The organism is Exiguobacterium sp. s64 (genome assembly GCF_018618035.1).
GTDB classification, from domain to species: Bacteria; Bacillota; Bacilli; order Exiguobacteriales; family Exiguobacteriaceae; genus Exiguobacterium; species Exiguobacterium mexicanum_A.
Map to the genome: position 1 here is coordinate 26091 of NZ_JACSLH010000006.1, position 24779 is coordinate 50869.

25 protein-coding genes are annotated in these 24779 nt (G+C 52.5%); 16 read left to right on the forward strand and 9 right to left on the reverse strand.

Features of this window, described 5'->3' with window-relative positions; all coding sequences use genetic code 11:
• Window positions 1-11 precede the first annotated feature (11 nt).
• Window positions 12-1154 carry an MFS transporter gene (locus KNP64_RS09980; RefSeq protein WP_214793252.1) on the forward strand — a complete coding sequence of 381 codons (1143 nt, stop codon included), beginning with the start codon at window positions 12-14 and terminating at the stop codon, window positions 1152-1154.
• Window positions 1155-1195: 41 nt separating this feature from the next.
• Here the strand turns inward: KNP64_RS09980 and KNP64_RS09985 are convergent, their stop codons facing one another.
• Together KNP64_RS09985 and KNP64_RS09990 are read right to left on the reverse strand one after the other, a co-directional pair.
• Window positions 1196-1498 (reverse strand): hypothetical protein, encoded by a 303-nt coding sequence (locus KNP64_RS09985; protein WP_128123764.1) that lies wholly within the window; start codon window positions 1496-1498, stop codon window positions 1196-1198.
• Window positions 1499-1636: 138 nt separating this feature from the next.
• Window positions 1637-2572, reverse strand: coding sequence for a DMT family transporter (locus tag KNP64_RS09990; protein WP_034781029.1), 936 nt, complete (start codon window positions 2570-2572; stop codon window positions 1637-1639).
• A gap of 199 nt (window positions 2573-2771) precedes the next feature.
• Here KNP64_RS09990 and KNP64_RS09995 point away from each other — a divergent pair, with 199 nt between their 5' ends.
• From KNP64_RS09995 to KNP64_RS10010, 4 genes are all read left to right on the forward strand, one after another.
• Window positions 2772-4679, forward strand: coding sequence for a heavy metal translocating P-type ATPase (locus tag KNP64_RS09995; RefSeq protein ID WP_214793249.1), 1908 nt, complete (start codon window positions 2772-2774; stop codon window positions 4677-4679).
• Between the two features lie 119 nt (window positions 4680-4798).
• Window positions 4799-5725: a carbohydrate kinase family protein gene (locus KNP64_RS10000; protein WP_034781033.1), complete on the forward strand. Its 927-nt coding sequence runs from the start codon at window positions 4799-4801 to the stop codon at window positions 5723-5725.
• 66 nt (window positions 5726-5791) lie between these two features.
• Entirely contained in the window at window positions 5792-6229 is a 438-nt protein-coding gene (locus KNP64_RS10005; RefSeq protein WP_034781346.1) for an NUDIX domain-containing protein, read from the forward strand.
• A gap of 68 nt (window positions 6230-6297) precedes the next feature.
• A complete protein-coding gene (locus tag KNP64_RS10010; RefSeq protein ID WP_138859927.1) occupies window positions 6298-7245 on the forward strand; it encodes a YihY/virulence factor BrkB family protein in 948 nt (315 codons plus the stop codon).
• 41 nt (window positions 7246-7286) lie between these two features.
• Here KNP64_RS10010 and KNP64_RS10015 read toward each other — a convergent pair whose 3' ends face one another.
• Both KNP64_RS10015 and KNP64_RS10020 read right to left on the reverse strand, forming a co-directional pair.
• Complete coding sequence (locus tag KNP64_RS10015) at window positions 7287-7838, reverse strand: beta-class carbonic anhydrase (protein WP_034781037.1); 552 nt, start codon at window positions 7836-7838, stop codon at window positions 7287-7289.
• Between the two features lie 19 nt (window positions 7839-7857).
• On the reverse strand, window positions 7858-8757 hold the full coding sequence (locus KNP64_RS10020; protein WP_214793246.1) for a 1,4-dihydroxy-2-naphthoate polyprenyltransferase: 900 nt from the start codon (window positions 8755-8757) through the stop codon (window positions 7858-7860).
• A gap of 166 nt (window positions 8758-8923) precedes the next feature.
• Here KNP64_RS10020 and KNP64_RS10025 point away from each other — a divergent pair, with 166 nt between their 5' ends.
• The 6 genes from KNP64_RS10025 to menC are packed head-to-tail and all read left to right on the forward strand — an operon-like array spanning window position 8924 to window position 16026.
• Entirely contained in the window at window positions 8924-10309 is a 1386-nt protein-coding gene (locus tag KNP64_RS10025) for an isochorismate synthase (RefSeq protein WP_034781040.1), read from the forward strand.
• The gene (gene menD / locus KNP64_RS10030; RefSeq protein ID WP_214793243.1) at window positions 10306-11955 is read left to right on the forward strand and encodes a 2-succinyl-5-enolpyruvyl-6-hydroxy-3-cyclohexene-1-carboxylic-acid synthase; all 1650 of its coding nucleotides are present in this window, start codon (window positions 10306-10308) and stop codon (window positions 11953-11955) included. Before KNP64_RS10025 ends, menD begins: the two co-directional genes overlap by 4 nt.
• Window positions 11955-12731: an alpha/beta fold hydrolase gene (locus KNP64_RS10035; RefSeq protein WP_214793321.1), complete on the forward strand. Its 777-nt coding sequence runs from the start codon at window positions 11955-11957 to the stop codon at window positions 12729-12731. The genes menD and KNP64_RS10035 overlap by 1 nt, the downstream gene beginning before the upstream one ends.
• Window positions 12732-13556: a 1,4-dihydroxy-2-naphthoyl-CoA synthase gene (menB, locus tag KNP64_RS10040; RefSeq protein ID WP_021067784.1), complete on the forward strand. Its 825-nt coding sequence runs from the start codon at window positions 12732-12734 to the stop codon at window positions 13554-13556. It abuts the gene before it with no gap.
• Between the two features lie 48 nt (window positions 13557-13604).
• The gene (gene menE / locus KNP64_RS10045) at window positions 13605-14975 is read left to right on the forward strand and encodes an o-succinylbenzoate--CoA ligase (protein WP_214793240.1); all 1371 of its coding nucleotides are present in this window, start codon (window positions 13605-13607) and stop codon (window positions 14973-14975) included.
• The gene (menC, locus tag KNP64_RS10050) at window positions 14959-16026 is read left to right on the forward strand and encodes an o-succinylbenzoate synthase (protein WP_214793237.1); all 1068 of its coding nucleotides are present in this window, start codon (window positions 14959-14961) and stop codon (window positions 16024-16026) included. The genes menE and menC overlap by 17 nt, the downstream gene beginning before the upstream one ends.
• Window positions 16027-16075: 49 nt before the next feature.
• Here menC and map read toward each other — a convergent pair whose 3' ends face one another.
• From map to KNP64_RS10075, 5 genes are all read right to left on the reverse strand, one after another.
• Complete coding sequence (gene map, locus KNP64_RS10055) at window positions 16076-16825, reverse strand: type I methionyl aminopeptidase (protein ID WP_214712413.1); 750 nt, start codon at window positions 16823-16825, stop codon at window positions 16076-16078.
• Window positions 16826-16836: 11 nt separating this feature from the next.
• A complete protein-coding gene (locus tag KNP64_RS10060) occupies window positions 16837-18030 on the reverse strand; it encodes an EAL-associated domain-containing protein (RefSeq protein ID WP_286038425.1) in 1194 nt (397 codons plus the stop codon).
• Between the two features lie 35 nt (window positions 18031-18065).
• Window positions 18066-18317 carry a hypothetical protein gene (locus tag KNP64_RS10065; protein WP_034781064.1) on the reverse strand — a complete coding sequence of 84 codons (252 nt, stop codon included), beginning with the start codon at window positions 18315-18317 and terminating at the stop codon, window positions 18066-18068.
• Window positions 18318-18417: 100 nt separating this feature from the next.
• Window positions 18418-19920 (reverse strand): degradosome RNA helicase CshA, encoded by a 1503-nt coding sequence (cshA, locus tag KNP64_RS10070; protein ID WP_214793231.1) that lies wholly within the window; start codon window positions 19918-19920, stop codon window positions 18418-18420.
• A gap of 163 nt (window positions 19921-20083) precedes the next feature.
• Complete coding sequence (locus KNP64_RS10075) at window positions 20084-20935, reverse strand: CvfB family protein (RefSeq protein WP_214793228.1); 852 nt, start codon at window positions 20933-20935, stop codon at window positions 20084-20086.
• A gap of 288 nt (window positions 20936-21223) precedes the next feature.
• On the opposite strand from KNP64_RS10075, the gene KNP64_RS10080 reads away from it, so the two are divergent.
• The 5 genes from KNP64_RS10080 (at window position 21224) to KNP64_RS10100 (ending at window position 24775) form a co-directional block, all read left to right on the forward strand.
• Window positions 21224-21373, forward strand: a complete 150-nt coding sequence (locus KNP64_RS10080; protein WP_021067792.1) for a hypothetical protein — start codon at window positions 21224-21226, stop codon at window positions 21371-21373.
• A gap of 128 nt (window positions 21374-21501) precedes the next feature.
• Window positions 21502-21744, forward strand: coding sequence for a hypothetical protein (locus KNP64_RS10085; protein WP_034781078.1), 243 nt, complete (start codon window positions 21502-21504; stop codon window positions 21742-21744).
• 85 nt (window positions 21745-21829) lie between these two features.
• Window positions 21830-22090 carry a hypothetical protein gene (locus KNP64_RS10090; RefSeq protein ID WP_034781079.1) on the forward strand — a complete coding sequence of 87 codons (261 nt, stop codon included), beginning with the start codon at window positions 21830-21832 and terminating at the stop codon, window positions 22088-22090.
• A gap of 94 nt (window positions 22091-22184) precedes the next feature.
• On the forward strand, window positions 22185-22886 hold the full coding sequence (locus KNP64_RS10095; RefSeq protein WP_034781080.1) for a lysophospholipid acyltransferase family protein: 702 nt from the start codon (window positions 22185-22187) through the stop codon (window positions 22884-22886).
• Window positions 22883-24775 carry an ABC-F family ATP-binding cassette domain-containing protein gene (locus KNP64_RS10100; protein WP_034781087.1) on the forward strand — a complete coding sequence of 631 codons (1893 nt, stop codon included), beginning with the start codon at window positions 22883-22885 and terminating at the stop codon, window positions 24773-24775. Before KNP64_RS10095 ends, KNP64_RS10100 begins: the two co-directional genes overlap by 4 nt.
• Window positions 24776-24779 lie beyond the last annotated feature (4 nt).

The window sequence follows — 24779 nt, forward strand, 5'->3', positions numbered from 1 at the left end:
TGAGGTGAATTATGCAACGATTTCGGTTTTCGATTTTATTACTCGTCGTCTTTATTTCTGGTTTGATTCAAGGCGCGCTCATCCCGCTCTTGTCGACGCTCATCGAACGGGACGGCAACCCGGCCTGGTTGAACGGGTTGAATGCGACGATGCTCTACTTAGGCGTCATCGTCTCTGCGCCGCTACTCGAACGGTTCGTCCGCAAGTACGGGTTTCGGCCGACCATCGTCCTCGGCATCGTCTTGACGGCGCTTGCCACGTTCTTTTTGCCGCTCTGGCCGTCACTGCTCATGTGGGCACTCATGCGTTTCGTCATCGGGTTCGGGGATTCGGCGCTCCATTACGGATCCCAAGTGTGGGTCACGTCTGCGAGCGAGAAGCGAAGTCTTGGCCGGGCGATGGCGTATTACGGGATGGCGTTCAGCCTCGGATTCGCGGTCGGCCCGCTCATCGCCCCGCTCGTCGACCTCCACTTTTGGCTGCCGTTCCTCGTCTTGATCGTCTTCTGTCTCGCATCCTTGTTCTTGATCTTCAAGGTCGACAACGAGTACCCTGAGGCTGAGAAAGTGAAGACCGACTCGAAAGGGCGCATCCGCCTCGTCCTCATCGGCGGCGGATATACGCTCTTACCTGCTTTTACATACGGGTTCCTTGAGGCGAGCTTGAATGCCAACTTACCGATTTTCACGGTCCGCAACGACATCGGGCTGACACAGACGAGTACGCTCATCACGACGTTCATCGTCGCCTCGATCATCGTCCAGTTACCGCTCGGTCGCCTCGCCGATCACTTTGGGAAGAAACGCATCCTGCAAATCGTGTTGACGCTCGGAACGCTCGTCTTCGCCGTCGCCAACCTCGCCGTCGAGCATTACCCCTGGCTGCTCGTCTTGTTCGCTCTTGCCGGGGCCGGTCTCGGCTCCACGTATTCTCTCGGTTTGGCTCATATGACAGAAGTGTTGCCACGTTCGTTGTTACCGACCGGCAATATGCTCTATAGCATCTCGTTTAGCGTCGGTTCGATCAGCGGACCGATGATTGGCGCGTTTTGGATTGCGTTACCGAAAGAAGTGTATTTCTTGATGTACACACTTATTCTCGGCATCTTGGCTGTGAGTCTGTTCACAGCGAAAGCGAAGCCGATTGATGCATAAAAGGGTGAGTCTCAACGGAGACTCACCCTTTTTCGTATCACTCATTCCTTGATTGGACCGAGACGAACGTCGTTTCGTTCGAACGCGCGCATGAACACTTCATCGAGCGCGAACGGTTCTGTCTCTAGTGAGGCCAGCACGTCCGACTTGATTGTGACTTCAATGACGCGATCATTGATATGCCACTTCGTCTGGATGTCCTCCCCTTGCCTCGTTGCACGCGCGTCCACTTGGTCGTGATGCTCCTTCAATCCGCGACTTACGCACTTCATCACGTATTTGACGTACTCGTCCCGTGGTTGACGCGAGATGAGTATATTTCGGACAATCGGATTTCTTGCCATGGCACAATCCTCCCTTCTATCAGATTCGCACGCAAGTCTTTACAACGAAGACCGATTTTCAACCGAAAGAATTCAGAATTTTTAATATATTTTGCCATGGGAACAAGATTCCGTCAACCGTGCGTCAGCTTTGTTTGATCAACGGGCCGAACGGTTGACTCGCCCCTGGAAATAAGTCGAGAGATAGATGCCCGCGATGACGAACAATAATCCGACAAGCGCGTTCCACGGGATCGTTTCACCGAGTAAAACGCTCGATAAGACGACACCGAATAAGGGAACAAAAAACATATAAAGTGATACCCGGCTGACCGGATTATATTTCATGAGTGTGTTCCATAACGTGAACCCGATTGCAGACAAGAGCGCGAGATACAGCAAGAAAAAAAGCGTCGTGACCGTGTAAGGAAGGAACACATCCCCTGGCGCGAGCACATAGCCGACGACGAGAAGACCAAGCGAGCCGAATACCATCGCCCAAGCCGTCATCGGGGCGACATCATGTGCGCGTGAGTAGTCTTTCGCAATCAAGTTCCCGAACGCCCCTGAGATCATCGCCATAATGAGCAAGATCTCGCCAATCCCAAATCCTATCTCTGCGTGCGCTGTCGGCCAGTTGGCGATGACGATCCCAGAGAACCCGAGTGTGAGGGCAATCCCCTTCAATCGGTTGAGACGATCATCCTCATAACGGAAATGGGCAAGCGCCATTTGGAAGAATGAGGTCGATCCCGCGATAATCGAACCTTGCACCCCGGTCGAGATGGAAAGCCCGATATAAAAGAACAAATATTGTAAGAATGTCAAAAATGCCCCTAAATGTGCATACGCCTTCAACTTTTCCGCGTTTAATCGAATCGGCCGTTTGAAGACGAGGCGGCTAATCACGAGCAAGAGCAGTCCGGACAATAAAAAGCGTTCGCCGGCAAAAAACAACTGCTGGCCGTACTCGTGCTCTTGAATATCAAGCGCCTCGTAGCTCAGTTTGATGAACGGGAACGCGCTCCCCCATAAAAACGTGTTGAATAGCGCGAGGAACGTGACCGTCCAAGGGCGTTGAAATACATTTTGCATGACACAAAAACTCCTTAATCTTTTAGTTTGTGAGTTATTACGATTGGTGCTAAAATAGACTTACATGATAATCATTATAAATAAGGTTATGAGCTTAAATTAGTATTAAATCCAATCATATCAACAATAGATAATGATAATCATCCTCAATCATTATCATTTAACTGATATATATTCTCATTTAGAAAGAGGTGCTCACATGAACACATCAACCGTCACACAGAAAAAAAGCCACGTCTTCAAACGGGCCAGCTGGATGGAACATATCGAGCTCATCATGGCGCTCATCAGCGGTGTATTGATTGTACTCGCATATATCGCGGAAAGACAAGACGGAGCTCCTGCGCTCTACGTCACCCTCTATTTGACCGCCTTTTTAATCGGCGGATATGCCAAAGCGAAAGAAGGTCTAACCGATACGTGGGAAACCCGTTCGTTGAACGTCGAACTGCTCATGATCATCGCGGCCATCGGCGCCGCGGCCATCGGCTATTGGATGGAAGGTGCCATCCTCATCTTCATTTTCGCTTTGTCCGGTGCACTCGAGACGTACACGATGAACAAAAACGAACGCGCTCTTGAGTCATTAATGGAACTGCAACCTGAACAAGCGACGCGATTGAACGCTTCGGGCGGCCTCGAGGTCGTCCATATCGACGACCTTCGCGTCGGAGACCACATCTACGTAAGACCCGGCGAACGCATCCCGGTCGACGGTCGGATTTTGAAAGGCAGTGCCTCAATCGAGGAAGCCGCCATCACCGGTGAATCGATTCCAGTCGACCGAAACGTCGGCGACGAGGTATACGGCTCAAGCGTTAACTTGAACGGTGTCTTGACGTTAGAAGTAACAAAGCTCGCCACGGAAACGTTGTTCCAAAAAATCATTCAAATGGTACAGCAAGCGCAAGAAGAAAAATCACCGTCCGCCCAGTTCATCGACCGGTACGAGGGACGCTACGTTCAAGTCGTGCTTGCCTCCGTCACCGCAATCATCTTGCTCGGCCCGGTATTGACGCCGTGGTCGCTTGAGACGAGTATTTACCGCGGTATGATTTTACTCGTCGTCGCTTCGCCGTGCGCCCTCGTCGCAGCCATCACTCCGGCCGCACTCGCCGCCATCGCTTCGTCCGCCAAACATGGGATTTTGTTCAAAGGCGGCGTTCACATCGAGAATATGGGCCGTTTGAAAGCGATCGCCTTCGATAAGACAGGCACGCTTACAATCGGTAAACCAGAAGTCCAATCGGCATTGATCCATCCAACCGTTGAGAAAGAGCACGTCTATCGCATCGTCAGCTTGATTGAAGAACATTCGATGCACCCGCTCGCCGAAGCGCTCGTCCAATTCACAGGGAATTACACAGGAACGATGGAACACTTCAAAGACGTGACCGGGTCCGGGATTGAAGCGACGATCGATGGTGTCGCCTATCGGGTCGGCAAACAAAAATTCGCCGATCCGAGCGGAGATTTCTTCCGCGACGATGTCGAACGTTTAAAAGCTGCCGGCCATACGCTCGTGTTCGTCAGCGATGAAGCGAAGACGATTGGAGCGTTCGCGCTCCGGGACACACTGCGCCCTGAAGCCAAACAAGCGATCAAACGACTCAACCAGCTCGGTATCGCGACGATCATGATCACGGGCGATAACGAGGCGACAGCCCGCGCCATCGCCACTGAGGCCGGGTTGACCCGTTACATCGCCGAATGTCTCCCAGAAGAGAAGGTCGAGCAGATTAAACAATTAAAACAAGAATACGGTAGCATCGGCATGATTGGCGACGGCATCAACGACGCCCCTGCCCTCGCGACAGCCGATGTCGGGATCGCGATGGGTGAAGGGACAGACGCCGCCCTCGAGACGGCCGACGTCGTCTTAATGAAAAACGACCTCCGTCGGTTGAGCTCGGCCATCAAACAGTCCCGTAAATTGAATCGCGTCGTCCTCCAAAACGTCGTGTTTGCCCTAGGTGTCATCCTCGTGTTGATCGCGACGAACATCTTCGAACTGCTCGTCATGCCGTTCGCGGTCGTCGGCCATGAAGTATCGACCATCCTCGTCATCTTGAACGGGCTTCGTTTGCTCAGCACCTCGTGGGAATGACAAAATTCGACACTCATTCAAACCGTCGTTGAAAGCCGTTAGTAATTTCGCTATAATTGAAACAATGTGTCTAATGAGACCGGAACTGATAGGAAGATTGGCTAAAGGTGGTACAGTATATGAATACGATTGCAGTAATTGGCAAGGTGTTTGTCGATATTAAAGGAACCTCGTTCGCCCCGCTTCATAAAGATGCCAAGAACGTCGGTGACATCGCGTTCTCGAACGGTGGGACCGGCCGAAACGTCGCCCAAAACTTAGGTGTTCTCGGGAATGACGTCCGTTTCGTGTCGACCGTGACGAACGATCAAATCGGGATGGGTGTTCTCGAAGAACTCCGCGGTTTGAACGTCAACGTCGATCACGTCGATTTGCTCGATGACAATGGGATGGGCATGTGGCTTGCCGTCATGGATAACAACGGTGACCTGCAAACGTCAATCTCGAAGCAACCGGACGAAGCGATGATGGAAGAATGTATCCTCCGTCGCATCGATACGGTGTTCGCTGAAAGTGAGGCGGTCGCGATTGACCTCGACTTGTCGGTCAATGTATTGAACGAGACCATTGAACTGTGCCGCGAAATGAAGCTTCCGCTGTATGGCGTGTGCGGTCATCTGTCGGTGATTGAACGGAACCGTCATTTACTCCAAGGTTTCACCGGCTTCATCTGTAGCCGCGAAGAAGCGGAGATTTTGTCTGATATGTCCATCGTCACAGTGGACGATGCGTTACGCGTCGCCGAAGTGCTCGCGATGAAAGGAGCTCCGCTCACAATCGTCACGATGAGTGAGCTCGGCGCCGTCTATGTCGACTTACGCACGAATGAACAAGGTCACGTCCCGACGACGAAAGTGAAAGTTGCCGACTCGACCGGTGCGGGTGACTCATTCTTCTCCGCTGTCATCTCTGAGTTGATGAAACGTCACCCGATTGAAGATGCGCTCCGACTCGGGATGCGCGTCGCTGGGAAAGTCATCGCCTCGCACGATAACGGCCTGACACCTGACATGTACGCCTCACTTGAACAACCAGCAACAGATTAACCAAAACGCATCGGCCGCGAGTCGATGCGTTTTGTTCACGATACGAAATCGAAAGGAACGATTCCATTGGTCAGAACGAAATTACGCAGTGCCATCATCCTCGTGAATGAACATGACGAAGTCGCGCTCATTCGCCGAGAGAAAGAAAACCTTTTGTATTATGTATTTCCGGGCGGTGGTGTCGAATTCGGTCATACGGCTGAAGAGACGGCCGTCCGTGAAGCGTTCGAAGAGCTCGGCGTCCACGTCGAACTTGAAGGCGTAGCCGCACATGTCGCCTTCAATGGAGAGTTGAACCCATACTACTGGGCCCGGATGACCGGTGGTGAGTTCGGGACCGGGACAGGTGAAGAATTTCAAGCAGAGCAAACGAACGGATCGTATACGCCGATGTGGGTAAAGCGAAGCGCGCTCAGCCATTTACCGGTACGACCACCGTCACTCGCCGACTTGCTGTCGAACGAAGCCGAGCGATTTTTCAATAAAACGCTGGCCGAAGACTGATTTCATGTGTAGCCTCCTGACATTTCGGGAAAGAACGTTTCTAACGATAACGTTCAGGAGGCACATATATGGATACTACAGAAGTAAAAGAAAAAAAGAATTGGTTCGCCTTCGGGAAAGAGTTGCTTCGTCGCTTCAAAGAACATGATGTTCAAGATTACGGCGCGACACTCGCTTTTTTTTGGTTCTTATCGATTTTCCCGGGTATCATCTTCATTCTCGCATTGCTGTCGTTCTTTGACATTTCTCAGGCGTCGTTCCAAGAGCAGTTGAACAACTTGGCGCCCGGGGCGGCCGCGACTGAATTTTTGACCGGTATCTTCGACGCCATCGGCGAACCGCGCGGCGGACTCCTCTCAATCGGTGCGATTTTAGCCATTTGGTCGGCGGCTAAAGGGGTTGAACGCTTGATCAATATGGCGATTCACGCGTACGGGGAAGATAACGAACGTAATTTCTTCGTCAGCAAAGGCATCGCCCTCGGGTTGACGTTATTACTCGGCGTTGGCATGTTACTGCTCATCGTCTCGAACGTATTCGGTTCGCAAATCATCGATTTCGTGGCCCGTTTCATCCCGATTTCGGGGGCCGATGTCATCTTGATCAACGTGTTCCGCTACGTGTTGACGACCGTCATCTTGATTTTCACGCTGTCAATTTTCTATAAAATCGCCCCGCAGCAACACGTGTTCTGGAAAAGCACGATTCCAGGTGCGATCTTTGGCGTCATCGCCTGGCAGCTCGTCTCCCTCGGCTTCAGCCTGTACGTTTCGAACTTCGGCAATTACGATTCGACGTACGGCTCACTCGGAGGAATCATCGTCACGTTGCTTTGGCTCCAGCTGACCGGCATGATCATTTTGATCGGCTCAGAAATCAACGCTACTTGGCAACGTTTCTTCAAAACGCCGAGCGAACGTGAGTACGAGAAAAACTATAAGAAAAATAAAAAGTCCAAATCAAAAGATTCGGACGAAGACGACTATAAAGATATCCCCGTCAACACATACGGGTAACGAAAGAAAGGCGGTCTCTCCAGAAGAGACCGCCTTTTGCATTATGCTTCGACGACGTCAAGACGACCGGTCGCAGGGTCGATGACGAACCCATGGACGTTCGTGCCCGGCGGCAAGAGCGGGTGGTTTTTGACGAGGTTGACCGAGTTGACGACGTTCGCTTCGACCGAGTCGAACCCGTGCAACCACTTCTCCAAATCCATCCCTGACGACTTGAGTGTTTGAAGTGTCTGCGGTTCAATGCCGCGACGTTCCATTTCTGCGATGACCGCATTCGGATCGATCGCCGCCATGCCGCAATCATAATGACCGATGACGATGACCTCTTCGGCCCCGAGCGCATACAACGCGACGAGGATCGAACGCATAACCGATCCGAACGGATGTGACAATACGGCTCCCGCATTTTTTATGATTTTGGCATCCCCGTTTTTTAGTCCGAGGGCTTGAGGCAACAACGCCGTCAGACGCGTATCCATACACGTTAAAATGACGATTTTTTTATCGGGAAACTTATCCGAGACAAATTGCTCATATTGTTTCTCTGTTACGAATTTTTCATTGAACGCTAGCATTTCTTGAACGACTGACATGTGGTTCCCTCCTCTTAATTCACGCGATTAGCCGCGCGACCATTAACCCGATGACCATCCAAGCGCCAAACAACGTGTTCACTTTTGCGGTCATCGCCATCGCCGGCATGAGTTCAGCCGGTTCACGCTTGACCCAAAAACGCTTCACTGCCCGTACCATGATTGGAATTGTCAGCAATGACAACAGCACCCACGGCGTCACGCCAAACCCAAATACGGCGACGAGGATGCCGACCAATGCCGCGATAAAGAATCCGGCCAAGACGAGAACGGCACGACGATGTCCGACGAGACAGGCGATTGTTTTGCGCCCATTCACTTTATCATTATCCAAATCACGAATGTTGTTCGCGAGCAAGATCGCCCCAATCAAAAGCGCCATCGGAAACGATACGAGCAACAGTTCTGTCGTCACCGTCCCGATTTGGATATATCCCGAGATGCCGATGATGACATAACCCATGAATAGGCCAGCGACGATTTCCCCGAACGGCGTGTAGGCGATCGGGAGCGGACCTCCCGTGTACAGGAATCCGACAACCATCGACAGCACACCGATCCAAATTAAATGCCAACTCGTTGAAGCCGCAATATAGAGCCCGAGCACAGCCGCCACCCCATACATACCGAGCGCGATCCCGAGCACTTGTCCGGGTGTGAACCCATCACGTACGATCGAGCCACCGATTCCAATGGAACCTTCGTGGTCGAGTCCACGCTTGTAATCATAATATTCATTAAATAAATTCGTCGCGATTTGAATCAAGACCGAGGCGATGAGCATCGCTAATAACAATCCCCACTTCAACTCGACTTGCCCGAGGACGATGAACGTCCCTAACAGCACCGGTATGAAGCTCGCTGTCAACGTATGCGGGCGAACCATGCGCCAATACGCACCTTTCTCTCTCTTCTTCATGCACTTCCCTCCCTTCGTTAGTTTACGTCTCTTTGAAAAAACCTGTCAATGCCCGCCGCTCGGACGGCTCCCTTCACTTTCTCGAGCATTTGACGGCCAGTTCTGTTGTGAAGTCATGATACACTAAAGAATGAGAATTCCATTGGATTGAGGAGGCTTTTCTTTCATGCCAGATACTCAAACACACATTAAACAACGAATCGAACAAGCCCATAAACGGGCACGTGCTTGGCAACGACCGGTACTTGCCTCGTACACGTGGGAAATCCCTTCGTTCGACGCGTTCCATATTATTCAAAACACTGAAACGTCCCACTACTATTTTTCGACGCCAGACCGCTCCCTCGAGATGCTCGGATGTGCCGATGCGCTCGTGTTGACGGCTTCTGGTCCCGAACGTTTCCAACGTCTACAGTACGATTGGAGCCTGCATCGCCGGGACGTCGACGCGGTCATTTATGCGTTCTCAGGCTTTTCGTTCGACACGTTCGTGCGGCCCCAAAAAAATATGTGGGAAGCGTTCGGTGAAGCATCGTTGGTCGTGCCGAAATTTTTATATCGCCGCTCGGGCGACAAGCACACGTTGACCGTTTCGACGCTCGTCTCGGCCAAACGTTCGGTCGAACAATATTTGATTCAATTGGCCGATCAACTCGCCCAGTTCAACGCGCTACATGCGCCCGACGAACAAACACCGACTTACTCGCAAGTCAAAGACGGCGTCGACCATTTCAAGTCAAGTTTCCAACAAGCTAAACTGAACATCACTGAAGAACGAGTCGAAAAGATCGTCATCGCCCGGGAAGAAATCTATCAGACCTCGGAAGAGGCGTTCCCGTTCGCGACGACACTGCGCCACTTGTCAGAACATCAGACGGGCAGTTACGTGTTCTTGTATCAGCCGAAGCGGGAAATCGGATTTTTCGGAGCGACGCCGGAACGGCTCGTCAAGAAACAAGGACCGTACATTGAAACGGCCGCCATCGCCGGCACCATCAAGCGACCAGACACCGAGATCGAATCGGATGTAGCCAAACAGACGTTACTCCACGACGCCAAAAACCTCGAGGAACACCAAATCGTCGTGAAGGACATCAAGAACGCTCTCACACCATACGCGGCTACCATCAAGGCACCGGAGTCGCCGCGCATCTTGGAGAACCGGTCGGTGTTCCATCTGCACACACCGATTCAAGCAACGCTCGATACGAACGCATCCTTGCTGTCGATCATCGAGTCGCTCCACCCGACCCCGGCGCTCGGTGGATCTCCGAAACGGACATCTGTCCGCTTGTTGCGCGAGATTGAACGGTTCGACCGCGGCTGGTACGGGTCACCGTTCGGTTGGCTGAACACGGACGGTGAAGGAGAGTTCGTCGTCTCAATCCGGTCGGCTCTTGTCCACCATCAATTCGTGGCGCTATACGCAGGCTGTGGAATCGTCCAAGAGTCTGAACTCGAAGCGGAGCTCGCCGAGACAGAAATCAAGCTCAGTCCAATCAAGCAAGCTCTCGGATTGGACAAAGTACGCGCAGGAGGCAATGAAGCATGAATGAACCGTTAACGGAGTGGGTCGCCGGTATGATGAACCGGCTCGTCGAACAAGGAGTCGAGGACGTCGTCATCAGTCCCGGCTCTCGCTCGACACCGCTCGCCATGGCCGCCTATCTTCATCCGAGCGTCCGACATCATATCATCGTCGACGAACGGTCGGCCGCCTTTTTCGCACTCGGGTTGACTCGTTCGCAATCATCGTTGCGCCCGGTCGCGCTCATCTGCACGAGCGGCACTGCCGCCACCAACTACTTTTCGGCGGTGGCCGAGGCAAATATCTCACAACTGCCGCTCGTTGTGTTGACGACCGATCGGCCGCACGAACTTCGGAACGTCGGGGCGCCTCAAGCGATCGACCAAGTCCGACTGTACGGCGAACACGTGAAAGCGAGCGTCGATCTACCCGTTCCTGAAGCAGCGAGCCAGCGCTACATGGAACAGACAGTCGCCCGGCTCGTCCGGACGAGTATTCAAGCACCGTTCGGTCCGGTCCATGTGAACATCCCGTTCCGTGAACCGTTGTTGCCGGATATCGAGCGCTTGACGTCACTCCTGGGCGGTGAATCCGAATCCTCTGAGCCGACCTATCTTAAACCGACAAGTCTCGACTTGAAACGGTTCAAACAAGAGATTGACGTCAATCGTCTCGCCTTCATCGTCGGACCAGGTACTCCGACATCATGGCTTGAGCCTCTCTACACGTCGGCGCTGGCCCATCGTATTCCGGTCTTCGCCGACCCATTGAGCGGGATGCGCCGGTTTGACCATGTCTTGACGAACTATGACGCGTGGCTCGCGAGCGAGCATCGCACGGAATGGACACCTGACGCGGTCGTCCGGTTCGGGGCTGCCCCCGTCTCGAAACGGCTGAATCAGTGGCTTCACGACGTGCCATACGTCTTGATCGAGCAACCGGGATCGTTCCGCGACCCGTCGAACAGCGCCACGGTCGTGTACGGCGATGCGATTAATTATGTCGCCAACATCAACAAAGACTACGACGCCGACTTATTCGATCGTTTCGCATTGTTCGAACGCGTCGCCGAATCCGCAAAACCTGCTTTGAGCGGAGAAAGCGCATTGACGCGTCATTTGCTAGCGTCTCGTCTTGATCGCATCTTCGTCAGCAATAGCATGCCGATCCGTGATATCGATACAACACTTTCAGCCGGTCAGTCAATCGACGTCCTCGCCAATCGCGGGGCGAACGGGATTGACGGCATCATCTCGAGCGCGCTCGGTGCCTGTCACGATACGGACAAGGCCGCCCTGTTAATTGGCGACTTGGCGTTTTATCATGACAGCAACGCCCTGCAACTCGTCAAATCGCACCCAGGTACGTTCTCCATCGTCGTCGTCAACAATGATGGCGGCGGCATCTTCTCCTTCTTGCCACAAGCTTCGATCGCACCGCAAATGTTCGAGGACTTGTTCGGGACGCCGCTCCACTTGAACTTGCGCGGATTTGCCGAGACATACGGACTCAGCTATCGCTTGCTCGAGCAGCCTGAAGATGTCATGACGGCGATTGAAGCAGGTGTTCAGCTGATTGAATTTCCGTCTGATCGCGCTAGAAACGTGGCCGAGCATCGTCGTTGGACCGCTTCGCTCACGGACCGTTTGACGACGGAGAACGAGTCGTGATGCGTTCCGTGCGTGGCGTCTCCTATGAGGTGCTCGAACGTGGAAGCGGCCGTCCCGTTTTGCTTCTTCATGGGTTCACCGGGAGTGCGGCTTGGATCTCCCAGTTCCCTGAGCTTCCCGTCCGGCTCGTCGCCCCGTCGCTATTGCAACACGGCGGCACCGGACAGCAAGCGGTCGGGCGTGCCAAGATGAGTCAACAGATTAAAGACTTGTCGGCGCTACTCGATACGGACGAAGGTCCGTGGACGGTCGTCGGTTACTCGCTCGGCGGACGTATCGGGATGACACTCGCCGCCTATGATGATCGGGTCAACCACTTCATCGGCATTAGCACGACGCCCGGGCTCAACATAGCGGCTGAACGTCGACAACGCCGGCTTCAAGACGAAAAGCTCGCCGAATTCATCGAGCGAGCAGGACTTGAGGCGTTCGTTGACCGTTGGGAACGTCTTCCGCTCTGGCATCAAACCGATGAGATGCGCGCCGCCCTCCGTCCCGAGCGGTTGGCCCAACGTCCAGCCGCACTCGCGGACAGCCTCCGCGCCATCGGGACGGGTAGCATGCCGTCGCTCTGGCCGCTACTCGACCGTTTACCTCGCACCGATTTGATCGTCGGGGAACACGATGTGAAGTTTCAACAGATTGCTCGGAATATGCAGTTGATTCGTCCCGATATTGAAATTCATGAAATTTCGGACGCATCTCATGCTCCACATGTCGAGAATGCCCAACAATTTGGTACAATGATAGAGAAATTGATTATAGGGGGAATTTAAATGGAATCAGTAGCAAACTGGACATCGGTCCGCACGTACGAAGATATCAAGTACGAGAAGTGGAACGGCATCGCCAAAATTACCATCAACCGCCCGGAAGTACGGAACGCATTCCGTCCACTCACGGTCAACGAGCTCATCGACGCGTTCGCACGCGCCCGTGACGATAAAGAAGTCGGTGCCATCATCTTGACTGGTGAAGGCGATCAAGCCTTCTGCTCAGGCGGCGACCAAAAAGTCCGCGGCCACGGCGGCTACGTCGGTGACGACGAGATTCCACGCTTGAACGTCCTCGACCTTCAACGTTTGATTCGCGTCATCCCGAAACCAGTCATCGCCATGGTAGCCGGTTATGCGATCGGTGGCGGACACGTCTTGCACGTCGTCTGTGACTTGACGATTGCAGCCGACAACGCCCGTTTCGGTCAAACTGGACCAAAAGTGGGCTCGTTCGATGCCGGTTACGGTTCAGGTTACTTGGCCCGCATCATCGGCCACAAGAAAGCACGCGAAATCTGGTACCTCTGCCGTCAATACGACGCACAGCAAGCGCTTGACATGGGACTCGTCAACACGGTCGTTCCACTCGAGCAACTTGAAGCCGAGACGATCCAATGGTGCCAAGAGATCTTGCAACACTCTCCGACGGCACTTCGCTTCTTGAAAGCAGCGATGAACGCCGACACGGACGGACTCGCAGGACTTCAACAGCTTGCCGGCGACGCGACGCTTCTCTACTACACGACAGACGAAGCAAAAGAAGGCCGCGACGCCTTCAAAGAAAAACGCGATCCAGACTTCGGTCAGTTCCCGCGTTTCCCGTAAATCGACAAAGAGTAGCGACTTCGCTACTCTTTTTTGGAGGTTCTGATGATGAATCGTTATGTGACACAACATCGACGCGACGCCATGGCACTCGTCACCGCGTCCGTCAGTTTGACTTGGGCCGAGTTAAGCACGGAAAGCTCCCGTTTGGCCCACTTCCTGGAACGGGTCGCGCCCGAAGCCCGGCATATCGGATTACGCGCTGTGAACAGCGCTGATTATGTCATCGCTGTCCACGCCATCCAGTTACTCGGAAAAGTACTCGTTACGCTCAACACACGGTTGACGATGAGCGAACTGGCAGGACAAATCGAGACGGCCGATATCGATGTATTGCTCGTCGATGAACCGATTGAACTGTCGATCACCCAATTCGCGTTGACGTCACGAGATGAGGCGTCACTCGCCACACCGCACGAGTGGGCAGACGATGAAGTCATGTCGCTCATGTTCACCTCAGGCACGACTGGACGGGCCAAGGCCGTAAAGCAGACGTTCGGCAATCACGTCGCGAGCGCTGAGGCGGCCAAGACGCGCCTCGGTTACGGGACAAGTGACCGGATGCTCGTCGTGACGCCGCTCTTCCATATGAGCGGACTCGCGCAAGTGTATCGGAGCGCTCGTTTCGGTTCGCTACTATACGTCGAACCGAAGTTCGATGTCGCTCGTACACTCGAGTTGATTGAGACGGCGAGAATCACCCACATCTCGCTCGTTGCGGTCATGCTTAAGCGGCTCCTCGACGCAGGTCTCTCCTGCCATCAGTTGCAACTTCTGCTCGTCGGCGGCGGTCCCGTACCGCGTCCGTTGCTCGAAGAAGCCAAACGGCGGCAGTTACCGGTCGCCCAGACGTACGGGATGACGGAGACGTGTTCGCAAGTCGCGACGCTGTTGCCAGCCGAGGCACTCGCCCACATCGGTTCGAGCGGTCAAGCAATCGCGCCGACCCACCTCCGTATCAATGCGGATGGGGAGATTGAAGTGAACGGACCGACGGTGACCCCTGGTTACTATAAACAGCCAGAGGCCGATGCTTGGACGCCCGACGGCTATTGGCAAACGGGCGACCTCGGCACGATGAAAGACGGTTACTTGTACGTCCATGACCGCCGCAGCGATTTAATCATCTCCGGCGGTGAGAACATTTATCCGGCCGAAATCGAGAGCGTGTTATTGCGTTGCCCGGGCATTCAAGACGTCGGGGTCGTCGGTCGTCCCGACCCGACTTGGGGAGCGGTACCCGTCGCCTTCACGGTCGGTACGTTCGATTTCGATGAGGCGATTCAGCTGCTGCACGACCATCTGGCATCTTATAAACATCCGAAAGCATGGATTGCCGTCGACGAGCTGCCTCGTAACGCCAACGGTAAATTGATGCGTCATCGCTTAAAGGAGGCTGACCATGATTCGTCGCGCTGAACTGTATATTGTCCCCCTCACGTTCAAACATCCGATTGTCACCGCCCACGCCGTGTTGACGACGAGACGGACGGTCATTCTCCGGCTGGAGACGGTCGACGGTGTTGTCGGCTACGGGGAAGGTGTCGCGTTCGAGACGCCATGGTATACGGCTGAGACCGTCCGCTCCGTCATCGATACGTCGACTTTGATTGTCCAACTCCTGAAAGGGATGACGTTGTCTGCCGCCTCGTTCGGTACCCATGTCAGCTCGATCATCGGCCAACCGATGGCGAAAGCGATGTGGGAGAGCGCTCTATGGGAAGTGGAAGCGGCCCGCGCGAATCAGACATTAAAACAATACGTCCAAGCCGGCGACGCCGTGGCATGCGGCCGGACGATCGGCATCGGTCTGCTTAGTCAAACGCTGAACGCTATCGAGTCGGCACTTGCGTCCGGATTCGACCGCATCAAGTTAAAAGCATCTCCCCATGAACTGCTTCCGGCGCTCGGCGAGATTCGGAGCAATTTTCCGAACGCCCCGCTCATGATTGATTTGAACGGAAGTGGCTCCGGGCAACCGCTCGACTGGTTCGAGGCGTTAGACACTCACCGTCTCTTAATGATTGAGCAACCTTATCCGAGCACCCATTGGGTCGAGACAGCGAATTTACAGGCACGTCTCACCACACCGATTTGCCTCGATGAATCGATCAGTTCAGCACAAGACGTGGCGACGATGCATCGGCTCCAAGCCGGCCGCATCGTTAATATCAAACCGGCCCGCGTCGGCGGCTTGAGCGAGGCGCTGGCGATTCGCGATAGCGGTACCCCCTACTGGGTCGGTGGGATGTATGAGTCCTCCATCGGCCGTTATCACACGCTCTTATTCGCCTCATTGAGCGGAGCCGCCTACCCGGCCGATATGGCCGGGACGAGCGCTTACTTCGAGACCGATTTGCTCGATACCCCGCTCGAGGTCGAGAACGGACAATTGATGCTTCCCGATCAAGTCGCACCGGATTGGAAGATGATCGAGCAACTGAGCGAACAGACGATTCGACTCCTGTAAAAACTCCGCAAAAAAGGCGGCAGACTTCGCGTCTGCCGCCTTTTCATCGTTAACGGAATGTGCCCGTCAATACTTCATAGCCGTCTTTCGTGACGACGACCGTGTGCTCGAACTGGGAGACGAGGCTGTTGTTCGGGGTGAACAACGACCAACCGTCCTCTTCTGATTGATAGACGATTTCATCTTTCGTCGAGATGAACGTCTCGACGGCAATGACTTGTCCTTCTTTCAAGATGTCGTTCTCTTCACGGCTATAGTAGTTCGAAATCGTCTCCGGCTCACCGTGAAGCGTGCGACCGAGGCCATGGCCCGCCAAGTTACGGATGACCGTGAAGCCGTTCTTACGGGCATCGGCATAAATCGCTTTCCCGATTTGGTTGACCTTGACGCCGGCCTTCACTTTGCTGAGACCCGCTTCGAGCGATGTCAATGACACTTCGACCAAACGCTCGTGTTTAGCCGATTTCGGTGTGCCCGCGATGACCGTACGTCCTGTGTCCGCATAGTAGCCGTCCTTCACGGCGGATACGTCGACGTTGACCACGTCGCCATCTTGGATGACGAGGTCACCTGGAATCCCATGGGCTGCGACGTCATTGATGGAAATACACGTATAACCCGGGAACTCATACATCGTGATCGGGGCCGAGGCGGCCCCTTCCGCTTCCAAAATACGCTGCCCGATTTCATCCAACTGTTTCGTCGTCATGCCCGGTTTGACCGCTTTGGCCATCTCATCGCGTGCCAAGGCGACGATTCGCCCAATCTCACGCAATGCATCGTAATCATAATCTAACATCGTTTTCCCTCTCAATCTAATAATCGATTTTGATATAAGAACTCTTCTGATAAGTCCGCAAACAAGAACATGCCGTCCGGTAACGGATAACTGAACGTCCGCGTCACTTCGTTCGAGCTGAAGTCACGATAATCCTCAGACAAGTAGCCGCGTCCACGCACGTCCATTGCCGCCATCGTTCGAATGAAGTACGGTCGGAAACTCCAGTTATAACCGCGATACGTATTGTCGACCGCCCAATCCGACTGCGCCTGATACACGTTCGCGCTCGTCTGGAACCCGGTTTGGTCCGTCAAATAGTAGCGGACGAACGTGCCTTCGAGTTTCGGCGCGATATGGAGCAACCACTCATCTTTTTTATCACGCGACCACTTCCCGCTTTGGACGAGGTCGTGAATTTGTTTATGAAGTTCAAACTCGAGCTCATACAACCGTTTCAATCGCTCTTGGTCGTGCAAAAAGAACGACGGCACTTCCTGCGTCAAGACGCTCATACCTTTCGCTTCGCGCGGCGGCATCGCATCGCTTTGCCCGAGGAGACTTCCCATATAATAACGTCCGCCATGACGCCACGCATAACGCAACTGTCCGAGATGGTCGATCGATTTATAGAGGAGCGGAGCCCCGAGACGGGAAGCGATATATTCCATCGTCTGAAGCATTTGCGGATACGTGACCGATAACGTCTTCTTCTCGACCATCGTCGCCAAATCGACGAGCAACATCTCAGGCGCCACCGTCATGATGTCTTCGATGCTCGTTGATTCTGCGAAGTCGAGCGCGACTTTAACACCAGATGAACGATAATATTGGACGACTCGTGACAAGCGTGACACGTCAACGAGATCCGTCCCTTGAAGCGTCACATAAATGCGATGGAGCGGGAAGTTCAATTCTCGAAGCGGGGCCAAAAACGCCTCGCCTCCTTGTTCGAGAATCCACTCTGACCGACATCGGAACGTGACGAATTGCGTCGCATCCCTTAACTGTTCGGCCGCTAAACGCTCCATCCGTTTGGCGATATCGAGCTGATACTCGAGCGGAACGTCATCGTCGTAAAAGAATGGGGTGAGCGACTCGCCCCTGAACTGTCCATGGACCATATAACCTTCTACTTGGAAGGTGGCGGCTCCCAGGATTGGTTCAAATGTCACTTCGACTTCTTCTGGATTCATCATCACATCCACTGCGTCCAACTTGATCACCTCGTCTTTTTTCTAAACACGAAAGCGAGCTGGGTTCAGCTCGCTCGTGTATGCACATACATATAGGCACCGAAACAAGCAATGAAATATACGATACTCATCACACCGTAGCCGATTCCCATCTTCCCGCCGACGCCGATGGCCATCACAAGCCAAATCATCGCGCCGAACAGGAGCGTGGCGACCGGGATATATCGGAAATTCGGACGCTCGGTCCGCGTTATAATCGGTTTCAAAGCCAGGACGCACGCCACTAGTATGACGAGACCAAAACCTAGTTCAATCATCCGTTGACACCTCATTTTTCTGTCTCTACTCGTTTAGTGTAGCATGACACCAAAAAAAAAACCGCAAATCCACTTAAGGAGATGCGGTTTTAGTTATTGATTAGTCACGCGGACGGCGTGGGCCACGGTCGTCCGAACGACGACGGTCGTCTCCACCCGTACGTTTGCCACGGTATCCACCGCCGCCACCGCTGCGTCCACCACGATCGCCACCACGACGGTCTCCACCGCCACGGTTGCCACGGTATCCACCACGGTCGTTGCGTCCACCTTGACGTTTCACGCGAACTGGTTCTGCATATGAGATTTCAACAGGAGTTGAATCTGGCTCTTTCGTCAATCCACGAAGTGCCGCTGCAAGAATTTCAACTGCCTCGTACTCTTCAAGAAGTTCCGTCGCAAGTTGCGTGTAAGCTTTGAAGTCGCCCGCTTGAACGCGCTCAATCAATTCTTCAGCTGCTTGCTTTTGGTTGCCTTCAAGTACTTCAGCGATTGTCGGTACGTGACGACGGTTCATCTTCTTGTTCGTCACACGCTCGATTGCTTTGACTTGACCGAACTCACGTGGCGTGATAAACGTAAGGGCTGTACCTGTTTTACCAGCGCGGCCTGTACGTCCGATACGGTGCACATAGCTTTCCGGATCTTGTGGGACGTCAAAGTTGTAAACGTGTGTAACGCCTGAGATGTCAAGACCACGTGCCGCAACGTCTGTCGCGACCAAGATGTCGATTGTGCCGTTTTTGAAACGACGGATGACTTGGTCACGCTTTGATTGTGTCAAGTCACCATGAAGACCATCAGCTGTGTAACCACGTTTGATGAGTGCTTCCGTCACTTCGTCAACACGTTTCTTCGTACGAGCGAAGATGATGCTCAGTTCTGGTGAGTCGATGTCGATTAAACGGCAAAGCGTATCGAATTTTTGACCTTCGCGCAATTCGAGGAATTGTTGGTTGATGTTCTCAACTGTCATTTCCTTCGCTTTGACTTTGATAATTGTTGGCGACTTCATGAAGCGCTCAGCAATCTTCTTGATTTGTGGTGGCATCGTTGCAGAGAAGAGAAGCGTTTGACGTTCAGCCGGGAGGCCTTTCAAAATCATCTCAATATCTTCAACGAAGCCCATGTTGAGCATTTCATCTGCCTCGTCCAAAATCACTGTTTGGATTTCGTCGAGTTTGATTGTCTTACGCTTCATGTGGTCCATAAGACGTCCTGGTGTTGCGACGACGATTTGTGGGTTCTTTTTCAAACCACGAATTTGGCGGTCGATTTGTTGGCCACCGTATACTGGAAGTGCGTAAACGCGCTTCGTTTCACCAATTTTATTCAATTCTTCTGCAACTTGAATCGCAAGTTCACGTGTCGGTGCAAGAACAAGTGCTTGGACTTGACGTGCCTTTGTATCGATTCGCTCAATTGTCGGAATACCGAAAGCTGCTGTTTTCCCTGTACCTGTTTGTGCTTGACCTAATACGTCCACTCCTGTGAGTGCGACAGGAATTGTCTCAGCTTGGATCGGTGTCGCTTCTTCGAAGCCCATCTTGAGTACACCTTTTACTAATGCTTCGCTTAACTGTAAATCTTGGAATTTTGTCAAATTATATTCTCCTTTTTTCATACAAAAAACGTCTGAGGTTTTGTTCTACAGACGTTTTTCCAATGTTTCCTCGTAGTCAACTTTACTAACTATAACGTATTTGTTTCTAAAATGAAAGAAATACATTCTAAAACTTTTCATAGCCACCTGGACATGAGTTATCTTATTTCAATTTATAGCCGTTGTCGAGTTTTTCAACTTGCTTTTCTTTCAGCAGTTTCCCGAGTGCGCGTTTGAACGCCGCTTTACTCATCCCGAATTCACGATCGATCACGTCCGGCGCCGTCTTGTCGCCATAAGGCATTTGGCCGCCGCGTTCTTCTATATAAGCACGGATACTTTCCGCGTCCGGGTCGATCGCTTCATATGCCCGTGGTTTCATCGAGACGAGTACCGTCCCGTCTTGTTTCACTTGCGTCACACGCACGGTCAATTGCTCACCGAGATGTGGCCAACGTGTCATCTCTGCTTCATGTAAGAAACCGAGTGATTCATTTTCGACCCAGACGTTCACACCGACGTCGCGTCGATTGACGACGACCGCATGGACATCTTGATTGCCCCATTCTTCTTTAGCGGGACGCGCCAACAAGTTCAAGTACGCATAGTGGGCCGGTTCCCCTAGAAGACGGCTCTTTTGATCGTACTTGAGACGAATGCAAAGCTTGTCCCCTTCTTTTGGCCAATACGACCGGTTCTCAGGAAGATCATCTAATGAGACGAGTACATCCTTTTGAATCCCGATATTGACGAACACACCGGTGTTATACCGGACTCCAGTCACTTCATACCACTCATAGTCATCGAACGTGACGCTCGGAATCGTCATCGTCGAAGCGAGACGTCCTTCTGAGTCGTGATAAAGGAAGACCCGCACCGTCTGTCCGACTGTGACTTCTTCAGTTTGTTCTTTTCGATGAAGGAGTACCTCTTCGCGACCGTTTCCGATAAACACACCAAAATCAGCTGAACGTTCCGCGACCAAGTCTACTACTTCTCCTGCACGTAATGCCATACAATCCACATCCTTTTTCATCTGTTACTGTCAGTATACCTACCTACACACGTTCCTAATCATATCACGTTCGATTTTCTTACTCCGTTCAATTGTGTCTAAAATGTGAACAAGATTGCCCCCCCGTTTTGCTAAATGGGTCCGTATACTAGCTTCTATATTTCAAATTTTGTGACAATTTTGTGAACGTGCATTTTCCATCTAGTATCCACATTTTGAAAACGTTATTATTAAGGAAGTGTTGTTTAACGAATTAGGTTTCAGCCATGGCCGAACGGGGGATAATAAATGTTTGATGTTCAATCTCGATCATTTGCGAAGCGCTTTATGAAAGGCTTATTGATCGCTTTCTTCGCGCTACTCGCTTCACTTAGCTTCATTTTTTCAAACGGAGTCGATACGAACGTATCCTCATCCGTCACGATGGTCCAAGAGTAAACGCCCTCTCCTGACAGAAGGCGTTTTTTTGTTTTGTTCCGACAAAAAAAGGGATTTTTTATGCATCTGTCGAACGAACATAACGTTCGGCTTTTATTATTGAATCATCTGGGAAGGGAGAGTCACTCATGCTATTTTATTTTCTCACCACGATTCTTTCGGTCGTCGGTTTGTCCGTCTCGCTCCAAACCGGTTTTTTCAAAGACCCGATCGGTACATTCCTGTTCGCCGTATTGCTCGCCATGGGCTTATCTTCATTTAAACAGTTGGTCGCACAAACGAACGTCTTGCTCATCGAGCGCCGGAATCAAAAAAAGATCAAGCGCATCGTGGCGCGCATGCATTCAACTACGCGTAAACGTTCTACATAACGCTCGTCTTCCCCCTCCACTTTTGTTATTCTATTCTAGACAAGAAGAGCAAAACGGACTCAACCCGTAGGAGGCACAAACACGTATGAACGAAATCCCTTTATCGAACGAATGGCTATTGCGTTATTCACCTGTCATGGAGCTATGGCTAAAAGAAGACGGCATCTTGCTCGTCGACGATGACAATCGCATTCGACTCACGCTTGAAATCGGCAGTGACCAAGTCATGCAGTTCAAGAGCATCGAACAAGATGGGGCTTACTTTGCTGTGGACCCGGTGAATAAACGAATCACGTTCGAACTCGAGGAAGAAGAAGAGGAAAGCGATTCTCGCTTCTGGGAATAAAGATTCATGCCGAAGAGTCGGATTCTCGTCAAGAGAGGAAGACTCTTTCTTCGTGTCCAGACTCATTACTGAACGATCGAGAGGAGAAATATGTATGATCCGCACCGCCATCTGGTTTATCGCCTTTTTCGCCGTCTTACCGCTGACACTTCCGTTCTATCCGAAAGCGAAGCGACTGACGCCCCCGGAACGTTATGGATACGTCCAAACCGTCGCCTATAAGTGGGCAAGCTTTCTACTACGAATCGCCGGCGCTCGCGTCCGTGTTCACGGCCAAGAGAACATCCCGAATGAACCGGTCGTCTACGTCGCGAACCACCAAGGGAACTTTGATGTCCCAATTATGATCACAGCGACGAAACATCCAAAAGCGTTTATCTCAAAAATCGAAGTGCAAAAGTTCCCAATCATTCCGCGCTGGATGGAACTGATGGGTTGTATCTTCATCGACCGCAGCGACCGGCGCCAGTCCATTAAAGCAATCCGTTCCGGCGTCGAGACGATCCAATCGGGACAGTCGATTATCGTCTTCCCGGAAGGCACCCGCTCAAAAGGCGGACCGATCAAAGAGTTCAAAGCTGGTAGCCTGACGCTCGCCACATCAAGCGGTGCCAAAATCGTCCCTGTCGCCATTAAAGGAAGCCACCATTTGCTCGAGACGACAAACCGAATCACACCGGGTACGGTCGACGTCACGTTTTTACCGGTCATCGATCCGGCAGACGTCCCGAATAAAGAAATTGCGGCGCTGGCAGAGACGATGATTCGCCGCGTCGTTGAAGGAGAAGAATCATGAGTTTATTAGCCATCGAAGGCATTCATAAAGAATTTGCAGATAAAGTCTTGTTCGACGACGTCACGATGACGATTCACCCAGGTAATCGCATCGGGGTCATCGGGGTCAATGGCTCCGGAAAGTCGACGTTCTTAAAAATCATCGCCGGCGTCGAGACCGCAGACCGGGGTTCGATGCAACACCCGAACGATTACCGGATTCGCTATTTGACCCAAACGGTCGACTTCGCCCCCGGGCAAACGATTTTAGATGCGTTGTTCACGAGTGACACCCCGTCCGTCCAAGCGTTGAAACAGTATGAGCTCGCGCGTCAAGCACTCGAGGCGAACCCGACGAGCGAACAATGGTTGGAACGCTTTATGAAAGCCCAGCAAGCGGTCGATGCAGCCGACGCATGGGAGACTGAAGCGAAGTTGAAATCGATTTTAAATCGGCTCGGTCTTCCGGACGTGACGGCAGAGATTAGCTCGCTTTCCGGTGGACAACAGAAACGGGTCGCTTTGGCCGCAGCCCTACTCGATGAAGCTGACTTGTTATTACTCGATGAGCCGACGAACGAACTCGACGCCGATACGATTGCTTGGCTTGAGACGATTCTCGCTGATTACCGGGGGGCCATCCTGCTCATCACCCATGACCGTTATTTCTTGAACCGAGTCACGAATCATATCCTTGAAATCGCCGATGGTACGAGTTACTTCTATGACGGCAACTATGAGCTCTTCCTTGAGAAGCGTGCCGAACGAAAAGCCCGGTCGCATTCAATGGAGCAAAAGCGGCAAAACATCTTGCGTCGTGAGCTCGCTTGGCTGCGTCGTGGTGCCAAGGCGCGGACGACGAAACAGAAGGCACGTATCCAGCGCGTCGAGGACTTGAAGCATCAAGAGACGCTTGCCGAGGATGAGGCGCTCGAAGTATCCGTCGGTTCGCGCCGCCTCGGGAAAAAAGTAATCGAGGTGGAGAACTTGTCCTTCGGTTATGACGATCACTTGCTCATTGAAGATTTCACGTGGTTGTTCGGACGCCGGGAACGGTATGGCATCGTCGGACCGAACGGGAGTGGGAAAACGACACTCATGAACTTGCTTGCCCACCGCCTCGAACCGACGAACGGAACGGTCGTCCACGGGGAAACCGTCCATCTCGGATATTATGGGCAACAAGTCGAATTCGAAGACACAACGCGACGCGTTATCGACGAGATCGAGCGCATCGCCCAAGTCATCTATACGCCGGACGGCGAAACGATCACGGCCAGTCAGATGCTCGAACGCTTCCTATTCACCCCGGACGCGCAATACAAACCGATTGCCAAACTGTCGGGTGGAGAGAAACGCCGCCTCGTCTTGCTTCGGATTTTAATGGACGAGCCGAACGTGCTATTTTTAGATGAACCGACGAACGATCTCGATACGGAGACATTGTCCGTCCTCGAGGACTATTTGGAGTCGTTCCCAGGCACGGTCATCGCCGTCAGTCACGACCGCTATTTCTTAGATCGGATCGCCGAACAGCTGATTGCGTTCGAAGACGGGACGATCAACGTTTATCATGCGGAGTACAGTGACTATTTAGCCACACTCCAAGAACAGACGAAGCAACAAGTGAAAAAAGAATCGAAAGAGAAGAAAGAGCGTGTCAAAGTCGATGTCGTCAAATTCACTTTTAAAGAGCAGAAAGAATGGGAGACGATCGAGGATGATATCGCCTCTCTCGAATCTGAGATCGAAGCAGCCGAGGCACGGCTCGCCGCAGCGGGTAGCGACCTCGGTAAAGTGAATGAACTGTACGCCGACATTGCCGCGTTGAAAGAAGCGCTCGATGCGAAGATGGAGCGATGGGAATATTTATCGGAGATTGATGAACAAATTCAAGCACAGAAGAACTAAAAAC